The sequence below is a fragment of the Flavobacterium endophyticum genome, assembly GCF_003634455.1.
Lineage (GTDB): Bacteria > Bacteroidota > Bacteroidia > Flavobacteriales > Flavobacteriaceae > Flavobacterium > Flavobacterium endophyticum.
This window is the reverse complement of the sequence record NZ_RBLC01000001.1, coordinates 76,987-92,236: the sequence shown is the minus strand read 5'-3', so window position 1 is coordinate 92,236 and position 15,250 is coordinate 76,987. Positions and strand designations below refer to the sequence as shown.

The following is a 15,250-nucleotide window of genomic DNA, read 5'->3' as shown; positions in this document are numbered from 1 at the left end:
TTTGTTAGAGTTTTTTAAGATAATAGAGCATAGTTTATAGTTGATAGAGGATAGTTTATAGAGAAGAGGATTGCAAAGAATTTTGAAAATCCATATAATCTCCTAAATTCTAAATTTTTTAAAATGATGTCTCATATCCACTTATCCACTATCCACTATCCGCTTTCAACTATTTATAGTATTTCGTAAATCCCAGCAGCTCCTTGTCCAGTACCTACACACATAGTTACGATACCGTATTTGTTGCCTCTTCGTTTCATTTCATCAAATAATTGCACGGAAAGCTTAGCTCCGGTACAACCCAGCGGGTGTCCTAATGCAATTGCGCCTCCATTTACGTTTACGATATCCGGATTGATGCCCAATTCACGGATAACGGCCAATGACTGTGATGCAAAAGCTTCGTTTAATTCGATTAATTCGATATCGTTCAGCGACATTCCCGCTTGCTTTAATGCTTTTGGAATGGCTTTTACGGGACCGATTCCCATGATTCTTGGCTCAACACCTGCCGCGGCATAGCTTACTAGTCTTGCGATTGGCTCCAGGTTTAACTCTTTTACCAATTCTTCCGACATGACCATTACGAATGCGGCACCGTCGCTCATTTGCGATGAGGTTCCTGCCGTAACGCTTCCGTCAGCAGCAAAAACAGGTTTTAGCTTTCCTAAGGCTTCCAATGAGGTGTCGGCTCTTGGGCCTTCGTCTTTGGTAACCGTATACGATTTGGTAGCTTTCTTTCCGTTTTCATCTACAAAAATCTGGTCGATGGTGATAGGAACGATCTGCTTGTCAAATTTGCCTTCTGCCTGTGCTTTCAATGCTTTTTGGTGCGAATTGTAACCGAACAAATCTTGATCTTCACGAGAGACCTTGAATTGCTTAGCAACTGCTTCAGCTGTCAGTCCCATTCCCCAGTAGTAATCTTCGTGCCCTTCTTTGGCAACGGCATAATCTGGAGTAGGTTTGTAACCTCCCATTGGGATAAAGCTCATGCTTTCGGCACCACCGGCAATAATACAATCGGCCATTCCCGACTGGATTTTTGCAGTCGCCATTCCGATAGTTTCCAATCCCGAAGCGCAGTAACGGTTTACGGTCACTCCCGGAACATCGTCTATTTTTAGTCCCATCAGGGAAATCAAACGGGCTACGTTTAGTCCTTGCTCGGCTTCCGGCATGGCATTTCCGACCATGACATCGTCGATTCGTTTTTTGTCGAAATCAGGCAGCTCATTCATCATGTACTGGATGGTTTCTGCGGCTAGCTCGTCAGGACGCTTGAAGCGGAAGACTCCTTTTGGGGCTTTTCCGACGGCTGTGCGGTATGCTTTTACTATATATGCTGTTTTCATTTCTAGTTTCTTTAATGTCTCGATTAGTTTCTCAATGGTTTCCCTTTAGTCAGCATGAACTGGATTCTCTCCAATGTCTTTCTTTCTGTACATAATGACAAAAAGGCTTCTCTTTCAATGTCCAGTAAATATTGTTCTGTGACCAAGGTTGGTTCCGATAAATCGCCGCCCGCCATTACATAAGCCAACTTGTTTGCGATTTTCTTGTCGTGCTCGGAGATGTAGTGTCCGGCTTCCATGCTGTCGGTTCCTACCAAGAACATTCCCAAGGCTTGTTTGCCTAAGACTTTGACGTCTTTTCTTCTCACAGGCTGCGTATATCCGGCTTCTGCTAACAATAAGGCATGTTTTTTAGCTTCTGCAATCTGACGGTCTCTGTTGACGACTACGACGTCTTTTCCATGCTGCAAGATGCCCAAGTCGTACGCTTCGTAAGCAGAAGTCGATACTTTTGCCATCGCTACTGTCAAGAAATATTCCTGCAATACGTTTAACTCCACGTCATTTTTGCGGAACAAGTCGGATGCCCTGAGTGCCATTTCTTTCGAACCGCCACCGCCAGGGATAACCCCAACGCCAAATTCCACCAAACCGATATACGTTTCTGCTGCTGCAACTACTTTGTCGGCATGCATGCTCATTTCGCAGCCACCGCCTAGGGTCATTCCGTGCGGAGCGACTACCACAGGAATTCCGGAGTAGCGCACGCGCATCATCGTGTCTTGGAACAGTTTGATGGCCATATTAAGCTCGTCATATTCCTGCTCGACGGCCATCATGAAAATCATTCCGATGTTCGCGCCGACAGAAAAATTAGCGCCTTGGTTTCCAATAACCAAACCGGAGTATTCTTTTTCAGCTAAATCGATGGCTTTGTTGATGCCTTGCAGCACATCGCCTCCGATAGTATTCATTTTTGATTGGAACTCCAGATTTAAGATTCCATCGCCCAAATCATGGATTACGGCGCCGCTGTTGCTCCATACTTTTTTGCTTTCGCGTATGTTGTTAAGGATGATAAACGCATCCTGTCCCGGTACTTTTTTCTGTGATTTCGAAGCCCTGTCATAAAAATAAGTAGCCCCGTCTTTTATAGTATAGAAAGATTTGTTGCCAGATGCCAGCATTTCCGTAACCCAAGCAGCAGGTTCATAGCCTTCGGCTTTCATCAATTCGATTCCTTTTTCAACGCCAATCGCATCCCAGATTTCAAACGGTCCGTTTTCCCATCCGAAGCCGGCTTTCATGGCATCGTCTATCTTATAAAAATCTTCGGTGATTTCTGGTACCCTGTTGGCAACATATGAAAACATGCCAGAAAAGTTTTTTCTGTAAAATTCTCCCGCTTTGTCCGTTCCTTTAACCAAAACCTTGAAACGATCAATCGGCTTGTCTATGGTCTTTGTGAGCTCCAATGTTGCGAAAGAAGCTTTCTTCGGCGCTCTGTATTCTAGCGTATCGAGGTCAAGCGACAGGATGTCTTTGTCTACTTTTTTGTAGAATCCTTGGCCTGTCTTGCTTCCTAACCATTTGTTTTCCATCATCTTGCTGATGAATTCTGGCAGCTTGAACAGTTCGTGTGCTTCGTCGTTCGGAACGCCTTCATACAATCCGTTGGCTACGTGCACCAGTGTGTCCAATCCAACAACATCTACTGTCCTGAAGGTTGCCGATTTTGGTCGGCCGATAACCGGTCCGGTCAATTTATCGACTTCTTCTATAGTAAGTCCCAATTCTTTTACTTGATGGAACATGCTCATGATTCCGAAGATACCGATACGGTTTCCGATAAATGCAGGCGTGTCTTTTGCAATGACCGATGTCTTGCCCAAGAACTTTTCGCCATATTCATTCAAGAAATCCAATACCTCTGTCGAAGTTTTTGGTCCCGGAATAATTTCAAAGAGTTTTAAATATCGTGCAGGGTTAAAGAAGTGCGTTCCGCAGAAATGTTTCTGGAAATCTTCGCTTCTTCCTTCGCTCATAAAGTGAATCGGAATTCCCGAGGTATTTGAAGTAATTAAAGTACCCGGCTTCCTGAATTTTTCAATCTGCTCAAAAACCTGCTTTTTGATGTCGAGCCTTTCGACCACGACTTCAATAATCCAGTCGGCTTCTACTATTTTAGACAAATCGTCGGTCGTATTCCCTGTCTTGATTCTGTCAGCAAATTTCAAGCTGTAGATAGGAGAGGGCTTTGATTTTAACGCATTCGCCAAATGTTCGTTTACTACTCGGTTTCTGACCACTTTGCTTTCAAGCGTCAGGCCTTTTTTCTGTTCTGCTTCGGTCAATTCACGAGGCACAATATCGAGCAGCAGTACTTCTACGCCGATATTTGCGAAATGGCAGGCAATGCCCGATCCCATGATTCCCGAACCAATGACAGCAACTTTTTTAATGAGTCGTTTCATTCCTTTATATTATTTGTTTGTTGTTTGTATCTGTTTTTCTTCTTCGATATCCAAAAAGATATGCTTGTCTGCAATGAGATTGTTGATGGTTTCTGCTACCTCAATAAAGTGCTGCAGCTTTTCTTCGGAGATGTGCTCTCGGATGGTCTCATTAAATTTCAGTACGGTATTTTTAGAGAGCTCTCTTTTTTCTTTTCCGAATTTGGTAAGGTGTATCAGCACGCCGCGTCCATCAACTGGATTTTTCTTGCGTGTAATCAATCCTTTGTCTTCCATCGATTTCAAGGTTCTGGTAAGGCTGGTAGCTTCCATTCCCATTTTAGGTCCTAGCGTGGTCGAAGGCGACCCTTTGTCTTTATCAAGGCTCAATAACGCGAATCCTGTAGCCATAGTTGCGCCGTATTTGGCGGCTTCTTCATTATACATGCGTGAGACCGCTTGCCATGTCGCTCTCAAAATATAGTCTATAGTTTTGTCTTTCATAAGTATTAGCTTATTCCAAATGTACAAAATAAAATATTATGCATGCATAGTAATTTGTTTTTTTAACAGAATAATTATCTTTTGATAACTTCCGTTGCTTTTTATCCGGCACCTAAATGCGGTTTCAGGCTATAGATTTCCTAGAGCAGCAATAAAATAATTTTAAATTTGTATAATCCTTATAATTAATGAATGAGAATAAGAGAGCTATTCACGCCTTTGCAGCCTACGGTTACGCCTTATAATCTTGAAGTGCTCTATCAAGATAAGGCTCCAAGTCTGGCATTGCAGGATACTATTTACTGCTATTGGCAATTAAAGACAAATGCACCGCTAGAAAACGAATTCGTCTATCGGGTTGTGGCCGACGGCTGTATTGATATCTTTTTTGAGCTGCACAGGCCCGAAGAAAACTTTGTCATGGGCTTTTGCAAAAAATACACCGAATTTATTCTCGACAAAAACTTTCATTATATCGGCATTCGATTTCTGCCGACCATGTTCACGCAATTATTTTCAGTCCCAGCCTTTGAACTGAGCAACCGTTCCCAAGAATTAGAATTGGTCCTGCCCGAAGTTGCCGCGTTTATCAGAAGCCGGTTCGACGCCGCTATGGATTTTAGCAGGATTACAGATGTGCTAGATTCCTTTTTTATAGGCCACTTGCAAAAAGTCAGCTTGAATTATGATAACAGGCTCTACGATGCCATCCAGATTATCCTTAAAAATTATGGCGTGGTCGACATCAAAAATGGCTTGGATACGGGAATCAGTCCGAGGCAGCTCCATAGGCTGTTTGATTTTTATGTCGGGACCAGTGCCAAGACCTTCAGCCAGGTCGTGAGATTCCAAAATATATTAAAAGCCAAGCCTTCCAGCCAGAGCCTTAGGGAGAACAAGCTGTTTTATGACGTAGGTTATTACGATCAATCCCATTTTATCAAAGACTTTAAAAACTTTTATGGCGTGACGCCGAGCAAAGCCTTCGGAAGGTAATTATGTCTATTTTTTACAATCTAATCCAATCGTGTTTTGAGAAATTTGTAATGTAAAAAAGCAACATTATGAAAAAAGCACTATTAATTTTATTGTTGGCTGGCACATCAGCACATTTTTATGCTCAAAAAAGTCTAACCGTTAAAACCGAAAAACCCATGAAACTAAACGCAGGAATTGTAACAAACAAGCTATCCGAAAGCAAGGCATTCTATACCGATGTCCTAGGATTTGGAGTCACCTTCGAAAATGAATTTTACCTGCTTATGCACACGCCCAACCATGAAGCAGAGATCAGCTTTCTATTGCCGAATCATCCTTCGCAGCAGCCGTTATTCCACAAGCCTTTTTTGGGCGACGGGATGTACCTGACCATCGAAGTCGAAAACGTCGACAGCCGGTATGAAGAATTAAAAAAGAAAGGCATCGCTATCAAGATCGACCTGAGAGACGAGCCCTGGGGCGACAGGCACTTTGCCATCGAAGACCCGAATGGAGTAGGGATTGATATCGTCCAATATGCTTCAAGAGAATAATAAAAAAGAGTGCCTTGTTTGTTAAGGCACTCTTTTTTTATTTTAAAAACAAATCAGTCGGTCTATTGAAACTGCATCTTTTCTTCCTCAATATCCAGACGGCGCAAGTGCCTTCGGACAACCTCTTCATTGACATGATGGTCATGGTTCCAGGTACGCAGCCAATGCCTTTGCTGGTCGAGCATCGCGAGATAGACGGTCTTGCATTCCGAAGCCATCGAGGCATCATCCAGCAAAACGCTGCTGTCTTCCCATTTGCGGGCTATCTGCTGCAAGACAGGCTGTTCTTTTAGCTCTTTGGAGTATTTGGTCTTTAGATGTTCCAGACTTTGCTGGGCCAGCTGTTTGTACATATGATGATACGATTCCTCGTCACTAAGCAGATGGTCGTATTCCGGCAAGTTGAATTTCTTGATAATAAAAGGAAGCGTCAAGCCTTGCACGACCAGCGTCAGCAAGATGACAACAAAAGTGATGAACAAGATGAGGTTGCGTTGCGGAAAGGCAGCCCCGTTGTCTAATTGTACTGGAATCGACAGTGCTGCTGCCAAGGATACCACGCCTCTCATGCCCGCCCATCCTAAAACAAACGGTCCTTTTATCCCCGGATTTCGGGTGTCGGCTACCGCGATAAAATTTCGGACAATCAGCGTAAAAATAACCGCCCCATACGCAGATATGATACGAACGACAATCAATACAGCCGTAATCAATACGCCGTAGCCCATGGCAGCGCTTATGCTCACGCCTTCCAAGCCGTTCACGATTTCCGGAAGTTCCAATCCTATAAACATAAATACAAGTCCGTTCAGCACAAATACCAGCGACTCCCATACATTTACGGCCCTGAGCCTGCTGCTTCCGGACAAAAAACGATGGTTTCGCGTGGCCAAGAACAAGCCGCCGCTCACGACAGACAAGACTCCCGAACTGTGCAGTTCTTCCGCAACCATATACATGATATAAGGCGCCACCAGCGTAAGCACGATGTCCATGTTGACGTCTGTTGGCAATAGCCTATGCACTTTAAAAAACACGAACGCGATAAGCACGCCGATGCCTATTCCTCCAAAGACCATCCAGCCGAAGTTCAGTGCGGCTTCCTGCAAGATAAACTGTCCCGTACCTATGGTAATCAACGCAAATCGAAAGACGATCAAACTCGAAGCGTCATTCAATAAGCTCTCTCCCTCCAGCATAGAAGCCAGCCTTTTCGGCACTTTTACGAATTTTAATATGGCGCCTACGCTCACCGCATCAGGAGGCGATACGATACCGCCCAAAAGGAATCCCAACGCCAGCGTGAATCCGGGGATAAAGTGGCTGGATACCAAAGCAACGGCAAAAGCCGTAAGAAATACGATCAAAAAGGCAAAGCTGCCGATAATCCTGCGCCAGCGCCAAAGTTCCTTCCAAGAGGTCGACCAGGCCGCTTCATAAAGCAGCGGCGGCAGGAAGATGATGAATATCAACTCAGGATCTATCTTAACCGGAGGTATGCCCGGTATAAAGCTGATAGCCAAGCCCGCCAATACCAATAAGATAGGGTAGGCAATCTTGATCTTGTTGGCCAGCATGACCAGAAAAATAATGGCCAGAATAACAGCCAGATAGAAAGGGAATTGGTGCAGCATAGGATAATTTTAGATACAAATATATAAATTTGGACGAGTCTTTTGCAATGGCCTAACTAAAGCTTCTTGCCACCTTAGAAATCGTGAATTACTTGCTGCCAAAACAAAACACTAGTTTGACTGTAAGGTATTTTAGCTTTGTTTATATTTGAAGTACGCTATTTAGTAAGAAATAAAGAAAAGCTCTGAATTAACTTATGATGCTATGAGGACTATTTTTGAAGGAAAGACTACTATTTGGAAAGAATTTGCTAGAGCAACTGGAGGAAGATTTGTAGAAGGACATTCCTGGCATTCGGATCGGACCGAGATTGAACATAAAGATTGGCTGGTTGTTTTTGACCATTATACGCTATGGTCCGGGAAATACAACCAGCAAATGACTAGAGTAATCGCCCCGTTGGTTTCATTAGACAATTTCCAATTTGAGATTTATCGTGCTGGTCTTGCCCGGAAAATTGAAAAACTATTTGGCGGACAAGATGTAGCAATCGGCTACCCTGAATTTGACAAAGCGTTTATTATTAAGGCCAATAACGAATTGAAAATAAAATCATTTTTACGCAATAAAAACATTCGAGATTCTATAGCACTGCAGAAAGAAGTAAATATACTGATGTCTGACCAAAAAGGAATTTGGGAAGAGAAGCTTCCGAAGAACCATTTCGAACTTTCCTTCTTTTTAGACGGATCGGTAGAAGATATCGCACTTTTAAAATCATTGCTGGATCTTTTTAAGGAAATGATAGACGAACTCTATCAATTGCAATCTATTGCGCCCAAAGCATAACACTATTTTAGAATGTAGTGCTGTTTATTTAAATAGCCTAAATAACCTTATTAGTACCGATGAACGTCTTCCTAATGTGCTTTTCTGCCGGAGCCTGCCTTCTCTTGAGCTTTATGCTTTTTTTCCATCCGCTGGGACAGAACCTAAAAGCCAACAGATGGCTTGCCCTGTTTGTCTTTCTGATGGGAAGCTCCTTTTTAGAAGTCAGCCTTAGAAGCGAAGAATATCCTTTTGCCAATCTTAGCCTATGGCTCAATGCCCTGCAGTTTATCATGGCGCCCAGTCTTTGGCTAAGCACGCTCTATTTTGTGAATCCCACCAAATCTTTTGCAAAGAAAGACGTATTACATTTTTTGCCCTTCTTGGCCTATACGGGCATTGCCCTTCTGGGATTTTCTGAAACCACCAACCTCATGTTGGTAAAGCTATTTAGCATCGGTTCTGCAGATTTTTTAGTTCGCGATATAGTGCCCGTACAGTTGGCAGCCTACATAATCTTCTGTTATCTTGCCCTGATTCGGCACAAAAAGAACCTGCGCCTCATAGCAGCAGCGACTTCAGAGATAAGCCTAGACTGGCTTCGGTACTTTTTACTCATCTTGATTTTCATGCTGCTTTTCTGGATCAATGATGCCTTGATAGGCCTGCCGCAGATGCTAGATATCATGCCGATCGTCTATACGGGCGCTGTCTTTTTCCTAGCCTATTTTTCCATCCGGCAGCGTACTATTTTTGAATTCGACACAAAAGAACTGCAAGACATAACCGCGCTTTTTGAAGCTCCCGTACTAAAACAGCCCAAAAAAACAGAACGGCTAGACAAAGCCGAGCTGGCCCTGTTATCAGAAAAGCTAGACAAGCTGGTTATTGAAGAAAAGATTTTCTTAGATAACGGACTAAGCCTTCCTGTTTTGGCAGACAAGCTCGGAATCAGCATACACGATGCTTCCTATCTGATCAATGAAGCTACGGGCGGCAATTTCTATAACTTCATCAACAGCAAAAGAGTAGAAGAAGCAAAACGGCTGCTGGCTTCAGATAAAGTAGAAGCACTCAACATGGTCGGCATTGCCTTTGCTTCCGGTTTTAATTCAAAGACGGCCTTTAATACCGCTTTTAAAAAGTGGACCGGGATGTCGCCTACCGAATACGCCAAGAGCAATAACAGGCAATAAAACCTGTTCGGATATATCCACCCGAACAAACAAGGCTGTTTTTCAGGCTAATTTTGGCCTTTAAAAACAGCGTACCTATGACCACTTACCTTAAAATTTTCGTTGCTTTCCTATTCTCTATCTTTTTCAGCCTGCCGGCTTCCAATGCCTGCACGATATTTATTGCGAACGACGGGCGTCATGTCTGGATTGGCAATAACGAAGACGAAGTTCCTTCTCTTAACTACAGGCTTTGGTATTTTCCTGCCCTCAAAAAATCCTATGGGTATATGATCTGGACAGAACTTTCGTCCGATGAAAAAACCAACAGCCAGATGTATAAGAACCCTCAAGGCGGCATGAATACCAAAGGACTCTTTGTAGATTATACTGCCATAGACGAAGTTCCTGCCGCCCGCGACCCTAAAAAGACAGACAGGGAAACCGAAGTAGCTACAGACATCCTGAAGCAATGCAAGACCGTAGACGAAGCCCTACAATTCATCTCCCAGTTTAATCTGGTACGCCTCACGGGAGCCCAGCTTTTTATAAGCGATGCCAGCGGTGACTATGCTACGGTACACGGCAGTTATATTGTAAGACGTGCCACAAAGAATTTTGCACTGACCAACTACAGCATCAACAACGAGCACCATGAAGCCTGCTGGCGAAGGGATCTTGCCAAAGAATATTTACGTCAGGAAAAGAACTATCAGCTGCAAGACATTGTAGAGATCCTGCAAAAGACAGCGCAAAAAAAGCCAAGCAATCTCGTTTCCAATTATTCCATGGCGGCAGAATTAAAAAAGAAAACCATCCATCTGTATTATAAAAACGACTTTGCCCTTCCGTTCGTTATTTCTTTACACGAAGAGCTTAAAAAAGGCAAGCATTTTCAAGACATGCAGGCCTATTTCCCCAAGAGTGTTGCTCCGGTGATACTAGAAAAATATACAGCAGGAGGCATTGACAGTGCCCTGACTGCCTATGATTCATTAAGAAAATACCATCCCCATGACTACAACTTGAAGAACAACGATGCCATTGAGCTGGCCGCACAGGCAATAGCCATGGGCCATACCAAAGACGGTATCCGTTTCTTAGAACGGCTGAAAGCGTATTACCCGGAAAAACTCGAAATCGATACCTGGCTTGCGACAGCCTACCGCAAAGAGGGCAGGATTGCCGAAAGCGACCGATACTTTGCCAAAGCGCTTGCTGCCGACCCCGACAATTACGCCGCCACGCTCTTCGGCAAGCAGCACGACCAGACTGTTACGTTCACGATGAATGATTTTGAAGGAGCCGAGCAGGTTTCCCTTACGGGCGATTTTTCCAATTGGGCAATCCTTCCGATGCAAAAAGAAAAGGGAAGGTGGACCTGTACCGTTTCGCTGCCCAAAGGAGAATACCGCTATAAATTCATCGTCAATGGCCTCTATTTGGCGGATCAGCTCAATTTACTCTATGCCGGTTCCGGACCCGACATCTATTCTATTTTGTATGTGTGGTAGGCTGTCACGGATTGTTTTTCGGTGCTATCGTAATCCAACAAGTTAAAAAAAACACTAAATTATTTTGTGCAACCAAAAAGTTGCATATATTTGCAACTGATGAGTTGCGCATTGAACGTTTCTGAAATCACTTTTTTAGGAAACTATTTTGCCAACTCGATAGTATTGAGTAATTTAAAGTAAAAAAAATGAGAAACAATCTTTTAATGAATTTTTCTGTTGACAAGGAAAATAAGAAAATCAAAGTAGAAAGGGAATTTGCAGCACCTCTAGACAAGGTATGGGCTGCGTGGACCACGAGCGAACTGCTCGACCAATGGTGGGCGCCAAAACCATGGAAAGCCAAAACCAAATCGATGGATTTCAGCGAAGGCGGAACCTGGCTCTATGCCATGGTAGGCCCTGATGGTACGCAACATTGGGCGAGAGCCGACTATAAAGACATTAAAGTTTCACAAAGCTATTCGGCCTATGACGCTTTCTGCGACGAGAACGGTACTATAAATACGGATTTCTCTAGATCGCTGTGGAACAACACCTTCAAGCAGCAAGCCGATTCGACTATCGTGACTATCGAAATCAGCTACAAAGAGCTGGCTGACCTAGAACAGATCCTCGAAATGGGCTTCAAGGAAGGATTTACAGCCGGATTAGAAAATCTAGATGCACTTTTAGCATCCTGATTCCTTCCATGAAAACAATTATTTATCAAGCTGTCCTGCTATCATGCAGGGCAGCTTTTTTGTATATTAGCGGTGCATTGCAACAGGTTCCAATAATAGAGAAACACAAAGGCCATGGCAAAAAACAAGACGACAGAAACCCAATCCAGCGTAACAGATTTTATCAACACGGTTCCAGACGAGACCAAACGAAACGACTGCTTCCAGATAGCCGCTATCTATGAAGAACTTACAGGATACCCTCCCAAAATGTGGGGAGGCAGCATCATCGGATACGGCAGCTACCATTACAAATACAACAGCGGCCATGAGGGCGACATGCCTTATGCCGCATTCTCGCCAAGAAAAGATTCGATAGTGCTGTATATAGACGAATTTGAGACCCGCGAAGAATTATTGCAGAAACTCGGAAAACACAAGACAGGAAAGGTCTGTGTCTACATCAAAAAACTCGCAGATATCGACATCGACATCATGAAACAGCTCATCACTGCCTCGACAAAACACGCCAAGGCACTCTATCCTTAATCCTGTCTTCTAATCATAATTCGTAATTCCTAATTCATAATGCATTTGTGGACTTTACAACAAAGCACAATTGAACCTTACAGCAAAGCAGAAAGCGTACAGACTACGGACTTTTGCCCTAAAAGATAACGACTGTATCACTAGCATACAGCAAATACCCAATACGATATGAAAGTAATCATTACCGGAGCGACAGGCATGGTTGGAGAAGGAGTGCTATTAGAATGCCTGCAGAACCCAGCCGTAAAGCAAGTACTGATGGTCAACCGAAAGCCATCGCCCTTAAGCCATCCAAAATTAGAAGCGCTTATCGTGCCGGATTTTATGAAGCTGGAACAATATGCAGCTGCCTTAACCGGATACGACGCCTGTTTCTATTGCGCCGGCATAAGCTCGATAGGGATGAACGAAGCCGACTATACGTACATCACCTACGATACGACGCTCGCTTTTGCCAAAGTTCTGGCAGCAATCAACCCGAACATGGTCTTTACTTTCGTTTCCGGCAGTCATACCGACAGTTCTGAAAAAGGCCGCATCATGTGGGCAAGAGTAAAAGGCCGCACCGAAAATGCGCTGCTAAAGTTGCCGTTTAGGGGCGAATACAATTTCCGTCCCGGATTCATGAAGCCCTTCAAAGACCAAAAGAACATAAAGGCTATCTTTAAGATCATCATACCGATAATTCCGATTCTGTTCCCGAAAAAATCGCTCACGATGCAGCAAGTAGGGCAGGCCATGATTCATGCCGTGCAGAAAGGCTATCCGAAATCCATACTCGAAATAGAAGACATTAAGGAATTGGCAAAGCCAGTCTAACAGTCGTATACAAACAAATAATAAATGGGCTCTCGGGCCCATTTCGTATATTTGAACCCTACAAAAAAAGAAATGCTATGAGCATAAAAAGAATAACAGTGTTCTGCGGTTCCAGCTTCGGTACCGATGCGGCCTTTGAAAAACAAGCTTTCGCCCTAGGAGAAGCTATGGCAAAACACGGCTACGAACTGGTCTACGGAGGTGCCAATGTAGGACTCATGGGTGCCGTAGCCGACGGCGTTCTAGGGCAGGGCGGAAAAGCCTACGGAGTCCTGCCGTATTTTCTGAAAGACAAAGAAATAGCACACCAAGGACTGACGGAACTGCTTCTTGTAGAGAGCATGCACGAAAGAAAGACCAAGATGAACGAGCTCTGCGACGGCGTGATTGTCCTGCCGGGCGGCTTTGGTACCCTCGAAGAGTTTTTTGAGATGCTCACTTGGGCCCAGCTCGGACTCCATAAAAAACCGATAGGCATACTGAACGTGGCGGGATTTTATGACCTGCTGCTCGAGTTTGTCTCCAACATGACCCAGAAAGGCTTTTTAAAGCCCATCAACGAGCAGATGATTCTTGTGAGCGATGATGCCGAAACACTTTTCCAGAAGATGGAAGCTTATAAAGCTCCCGAAGTAGGAAAATGGATTCCTAAAGGAAACGAGTAATCATGCCCAAAACCTCTTAGAACCCAGACAAGACACCCCGCCAAAATCAAAAATCCAAAATCAAAAATGATCCTACAAAAACACAACACCAGCACCCAACAGCCCGTATATGTCACAGCAGCATTCGCTATCCTGCTGCTGTTCTCCAATACCCTTTTCGGGCAGGCAGAAACACCCAAGCTTACGATCACGCCCCTGACGGATGACTTTTACGTCTATACGACCTACAAAGACCTCGACGGCAAGCCCTTCCCATCCAACAGCATGTATGTGGTGTCGGACAAAGGCGTTATCTTGATCGATACCCCTTGGGACGAATCCGACTTTCAGCCGCTATTAGACAGCATCTACAAAAGGCACCAGAAAAAAGTAGTGCTCTGCATCGCTACGCACTTTCATGACGACAGTTCGGCAGGGCTTGACTATTATAAAAAGCACGGCATCCCGACCTATACATCCAAGCTGACACATGAGCTGTCCGTTCAAGAGGGCAATGCCAAGGCAGCCTACCATTTTGAAAAGGACACCGTCTTTACTGTCGGAAATAAGAAATTTGAGACTTTTTATCCAGGTGCAGGCCATACTCAGGACAATATCGTTGTTTGGTTCGAAAAGGAAAAAGTACTGTATGGCGGATGTCTTATAAAAAGTACCGAAAACAATGATCTCGGATATACTGGCGATGCCGACATCGATGCTTGGGAAGGAACAATGAAAAAGCTGATCAACAAATACCCGAAGCCGAGCTATGTGATACCCGGACATTTTGCTTGGGACAGTCCCAAGGCACTCCAGCATACCCTAAAGCTCGTCAAGAAAAAACGGTAAGCAAAAGAAGTCAAAACAATCTGCGCTGCTATAAGAACAGCCAGTTTATGGTCGCATTTTCCTGCAGCGATATCGACTTAAAGAACGCTTTCGGTGTCAGCCCCGTAAACGACTTGAAGTCCCTGATGAGGTGCGACTGGTCATAAAAAGAATTGTCATAGCTCAAGGTGGTCAGGTTCGTGCCCTCCATGTTCTTCGCCATCGTCTGCCGAAAGCGCTGCGTCTTCTTGAATTCCGACGGTGTCTTGCCAATATGGATGCTAAACTGCCTGCTGATATTCTGCCGGCTGGTATGGTATTTCTCCGCCAGCTCCTCTATAGCATAGTCTTTTGTCTTGTCCGTAAGGTCAGACAAGATATCCTGCAAGAGTTCGTGCTCAAATCCCAAAAACTTTGACAGCCAATAGTTTTCGATGCTGTTCCGCTGTTCGTCCAGGCTCTCTTCGGCCAATACCGACTTCATCGCGGCCTCATAATCTTCGAACGGCAGAAACGAACGGAACGAATCTCCCAGATACTGCTGCAGCGGCTTTTCGATAAAAGCATTCAGTCCCAGCGGCTTAAAATAGAACGTAATCTCTCGAACCCGCCCTTCGTAGCGTATCTTGATAGGCTTCTCGTAATGGCAGATAAGCTGCGAGGTAAAATCGCCCCCTGTTTTTTCTTCAATAAGCACGCTATTACCAGCCAAGGTCAGCTGCGTATCCTGCAGCAGCGATACGATGCTGAAATTGTTTGGAAACGTCAGGTATTCTACCGCAGGCTCGTCCCTTTCCTTTTCCAAGAAATAATATCCCTCAAGGTATCGGGCAAGAAGCTTGCTTTTCGGCGTGAAGTACTGTAATTGCATT

At 44.3% G+C, this 15,250-nt stretch carries 15 protein-coding genes; 10 read left to right on the top strand and 5 right to left on the bottom strand.

Annotated elements, in window-relative coordinates; genetic code table 11:
- Positions 1–173 precede the first annotated feature (173 nt).
- From CLV94_RS00440 to CLV94_RS00430, 3 genes are read right to left on the bottom strand one after another with little or no spacing between them, the layout of a single operon-like run.
- Entirely contained in the window at positions 174–1,355 is a 1,182-nt protein-coding gene (locus CLV94_RS00440; RefSeq protein WP_121374503.1) for an acetyl-CoA C-acyltransferase, read from the bottom strand.
- 23 nt (positions 1,356–1,378) lie between these two features.
- Positions 1,379–3,769, bottom strand: a complete 2,391-nt coding sequence (locus tag CLV94_RS00435; RefSeq protein WP_121374502.1) for a 3-hydroxyacyl-CoA dehydrogenase/enoyl-CoA hydratase family protein — start codon at positions 3,767–3,769, stop codon at positions 1,379–1,381.
- A gap of 9 nt (positions 3,770–3,778) precedes the next feature.
- The gene (locus CLV94_RS00430; RefSeq protein ID WP_121374501.1) at positions 3,779–4,252 is read right to left on the bottom strand and encodes a MarR family winged helix-turn-helix transcriptional regulator; all 474 of its coding nucleotides are present in this window, start codon (positions 4,250–4,252) and stop codon (positions 3,779–3,781) included.
- A gap of 192 nt (positions 4,253–4,444) precedes the next feature.
- Here CLV94_RS00430 and CLV94_RS00425 point away from each other — a divergent pair, with 192 nt between their 5' ends.
- Positions 4,445–5,248 (top strand): AraC family transcriptional regulator, encoded by an 804-nt coding sequence (locus tag CLV94_RS00425; RefSeq protein WP_121374500.1) that lies wholly within the window; start codon positions 4,445–4,447, stop codon positions 5,246–5,248.
- A gap of 158 nt (positions 5,249–5,406) precedes the next feature.
- Positions 5,407–5,784, top strand: a complete 378-nt coding sequence (locus CLV94_RS00420) for a VOC family protein (RefSeq protein WP_121376178.1) — start codon at positions 5,407–5,409, stop codon at positions 5,782–5,784.
- Positions 5,785–5,846: 62 nt separating this feature from the next.
- Here the strand turns inward: CLV94_RS00420 and CLV94_RS00415 are convergent, their stop codons facing one another.
- Positions 5,847–7,418: a Na+/H+ antiporter gene (locus CLV94_RS00415; RefSeq protein ID WP_121374499.1), complete on the bottom strand. Its 1,572-nt coding sequence runs from the start codon at positions 7,416–7,418 to the stop codon at positions 5,847–5,849.
- Positions 7,419–7,623: 205 nt separating this feature from the next.
- Here CLV94_RS00415 and CLV94_RS00410 point away from each other — a divergent pair, with 205 nt between their 5' ends.
- The 8 genes from CLV94_RS00410 to bla all read left to right on the top strand — a co-directional run bounded on the left by CLV94_RS00410 (position 7,624) and on the right by bla (position 14,399).
- Entirely contained in the window at positions 7,624–8,208 is a 585-nt protein-coding gene (locus CLV94_RS00410) for a DUF3137 domain-containing protein (RefSeq protein ID WP_121374498.1), read from the top strand.
- Between the two features lie 59 nt (positions 8,209–8,267).
- A complete protein-coding gene (locus CLV94_RS00405; RefSeq protein WP_121374497.1) occupies positions 8,268–9,383 on the top strand; it encodes a helix-turn-helix domain-containing protein in 1,116 nt (371 codons plus the stop codon).
- 77 nt (positions 9,384–9,460) lie between these two features.
- A complete protein-coding gene (locus CLV94_RS17090; RefSeq protein ID WP_211331171.1) occupies positions 9,461–10,876 on the top strand; it encodes a hypothetical protein in 1,416 nt (471 codons plus the stop codon).
- Between the two features lie 188 nt (positions 10,877–11,064).
- Complete coding sequence (locus CLV94_RS00395; protein ID WP_121374496.1) at positions 11,065–11,559, top strand: SRPBCC family protein; 495 nt, start codon at positions 11,065–11,067, stop codon at positions 11,557–11,559.
- Between the two features lie 114 nt (positions 11,560–11,673).
- Positions 11,674–12,087 carry a DUF1801 domain-containing protein gene (locus tag CLV94_RS00390; protein ID WP_121374495.1) on the top strand — a complete coding sequence of 138 codons (414 nt, stop codon included), beginning with the start codon at positions 11,674–11,676 and terminating at the stop codon, positions 12,085–12,087.
- A 168-nt stretch (positions 12,088–12,255) separates the two neighbouring features.
- Positions 12,256–12,906, top strand: a complete 651-nt coding sequence (locus CLV94_RS00385; RefSeq protein ID WP_121374494.1) for an NAD-dependent epimerase/dehydratase family protein — start codon at positions 12,256–12,258, stop codon at positions 12,904–12,906.
- Positions 12,907–12,983: 77 nt separating this feature from the next.
- Entirely contained in the window at positions 12,984–13,571 is a 588-nt protein-coding gene (locus CLV94_RS00380) for an LOG family protein (RefSeq protein WP_121374493.1), read from the top strand.
- Positions 13,572–13,637: 66 nt separating this feature from the next.
- Complete coding sequence (gene bla / locus CLV94_RS00375) at positions 13,638–14,399, top strand: BlaB/IND/MUS family subclass B1 metallo-beta-lactamase (RefSeq protein WP_121374492.1); 762 nt, start codon at positions 13,638–13,640, stop codon at positions 14,397–14,399.
- Positions 14,400–14,427: 28 nt separating this feature from the next.
- Here bla and CLV94_RS00370 read toward each other — a convergent pair whose 3' ends face one another.
- Entirely contained in the window at positions 14,428–15,249 is an 822-nt protein-coding gene (locus CLV94_RS00370; RefSeq protein WP_121374491.1) for a helix-turn-helix domain-containing protein, read from the bottom strand.
- Position 15,250: the final 1 nt, after the last annotated feature.

Excerpts from the sequence above, each read along its gene's own strand:
- CLV94_RS00425 (WP_121374500.1), top strand. The coding sequence starts at position 4,445 with ATGAGAATAAGAGAGCTATTCACGCCTTTGCAGCCTACGGTTACGCCT.
- CLV94_RS00440 (WP_121374503.1), bottom strand. The coding sequence starts at position 1,355 with ATGAAAACAGCATATATAGTAAAAGCATACCGCACAGCCGTCGGAAAA.
- CLV94_RS17090 (WP_211331171.1), top strand. The coding sequence starts at position 9,461 with ATGACCACTTACCTTAAAATTTTCGTTGCTTTCCTATTCTCTATCTTT.
- CLV94_RS00435 (WP_121374502.1), bottom strand. The coding sequence starts at position 3,769 with ATGAAACGACTCATTAAAAAAGTTGCTGTCATTGGTTCGGGAATCATG.
- CLV94_RS00395 (WP_121374496.1), top strand. The coding sequence starts at position 11,065 with ATGAGAAACAATCTTTTAATGAATTTTTCTGTTGACAAGGAAAATAAG.
- CLV94_RS00430 (WP_121374501.1), bottom strand. The coding sequence starts at position 4,252 with ATGAAAGACAAAACTATAGACTATATTTTGAGAGCGACATGGCAAGCG.
- CLV94_RS00370 (WP_121374491.1), bottom strand. The coding sequence starts at position 15,249 with ATGCAATTACAGTACTTCACGCCGAAAAGCAAGCTTCTTGCCCGATAC.
- CLV94_RS00410 (WP_121374498.1), top strand. The coding sequence starts at position 7,624 with ATGAGGACTATTTTTGAAGGAAAGACTACTATTTGGAAAGAATTTGCT.
- CLV94_RS00405 (WP_121374497.1), top strand. The coding sequence starts at position 8,268 with ATGAACGTCTTCCTAATGTGCTTTTCTGCCGGAGCCTGCCTTCTCTTG.
- CLV94_RS00415 (WP_121374499.1), bottom strand. The coding sequence starts at position 7,418 with ATGCTGCACCAATTCCCTTTCTATCTGGCTGTTATTCTGGCCATTATT.
- CLV94_RS00380 (WP_121374493.1), top strand. The coding sequence starts at position 12,984 with ATGAGCATAAAAAGAATAACAGTGTTCTGCGGTTCCAGCTTCGGTACC.
- CLV94_RS00385 (WP_121374494.1), top strand. The coding sequence starts at position 12,256 with ATGAAAGTAATCATTACCGGAGCGACAGGCATGGTTGGAGAAGGAGTG.
- CLV94_RS00420 (WP_121376178.1), top strand. The coding sequence starts at position 5,407 with ATGAAACTAAACGCAGGAATTGTAACAAACAAGCTATCCGAAAGCAAG.
- bla (WP_121374492.1), top strand. The coding sequence starts at position 13,638 with ATGATCCTACAAAAACACAACACCAGCACCCAACAGCCCGTATATGTC.
- CLV94_RS00390 (WP_121374495.1), top strand. The coding sequence starts at position 11,674 with ATGGCAAAAAACAAGACGACAGAAACCCAATCCAGCGTAACAGATTTT.